1 protein-coding gene is annotated in these 1,190 nt (G+C 43.9%); it reads left to right on the top strand.

Annotation, left to right across the window (positions count from 1 at the left end):
- Positions 1-71: 71 nt before the first annotated feature.
- Positions 72-1,147, top strand: a protein-coding gene (locus AC2UZJ_RS12490) for an IS3 family transposase (RefSeq protein ID WP_369806375.1) whose coding sequence is annotated in 2 segments (ribosomal slippage) — positions 72-321 and positions 321-1,147 — 1,077 coding nt in all. Because the reading frame shifts where the segments join, the coding sequence is not laid out codon by codon here.
- Positions 1,148-1,190 lie beyond the last annotated feature (43 nt).

Below are 1,190 nucleotides of genomic sequence, written 5' to 3'. Positions count from 1 at the left end.
TGTAACTACCCCGTAAAATAATACAGATGACTCGTAGAATTTCTTTTAAGCTAAACGAAAGGAGTTTGACGATGAGCAAACGAAAGACTGAAAGCCAAATTGTGGCGATTTTGAAAGAAGCTGAAGTTGGTATGCCGATCAAAGACCTCTGCCGTAAGTATGGCATCGGCAATTCAACGTTTTATAAGTGGCGCGAAAAATACGGCGGTATGGAAGCATCCGATGTGCGCCGTTTAAAAGAGCTTGAAGAAGAAAACCGTCGGCTCAAACAAATGTATGCGGATTTGAGCCTAAAATCGCAGATGCAAGAAGATATTATAAAAAAGCTTTAGCACCTGTGGCAGAACGAAAAGTTTGGGCACGTGAGCTACAGGTGCAGTATAACGCGAGCGTTGTAACCTGCTGTAATGCGGTTGGCATCAGCCGTACCGCTTATTATTACGAACCTAAGTTAACCGATGACACTGCAATCATTGATGCACTCAATGCGTTGATTGAAAAACATCATCGCTGGGGTTTTCCTAAGTGCTTCAAACGTCTTCGCAAGCTAGGCCACCGCTGGAACCACAAACGAGTGTATCGTGTTTATACTGAGTTAAAACTGAACCTACGGCGCAAAGGAAAGCGACGCTTGCCTAACCGCAACCCTGAGCCTTTGGTTGCGCCTAGTGCGCTGGGTAAGTGCTGGTCAATGGACTTTATGAGCGACAGCTTGCACAACAAAGTCCGGTTTCGGACATTCAATGTTATTGATGATTTTAACCGTGAAATACTCGGCATTGATATCGCGACCAGTATGCCATCGTTGCGTGTAATACGTTATCTGGACCAACTGGCTGAATGGCACGGTTACCCTGAGAAAATTCGCGTTGATAACGGCAGTGAATTTACCTCAGAAGTCTTCACCAGCTGGGCAAAAGTGCATGGCATTATGATTGATTACATCAAACCTGGTTGCCCTTACCAGAACGCATACATTGAGCGATTTAACCGAACGTATCGTGATGATGTACTGGATTTATATATTTTCAACAACCTGAATGAGGTAAAGCAAATAACCGAAAACTGGATTGAGTTATATAACACCGAACGACCACACGACTCACTGAATGACATGACGCCGTTAGAGTACCGAAATGCGGCATAAATTCTCTACGAGATGACTGTGTTATAAATGGGGTATTTACAAT

This window comes from Paenalcaligenes sp. DL 309 (genome assembly GCF_057475285.1).
This window is presented reverse-complemented; position numbering and strand designations above follow the sequence as displayed.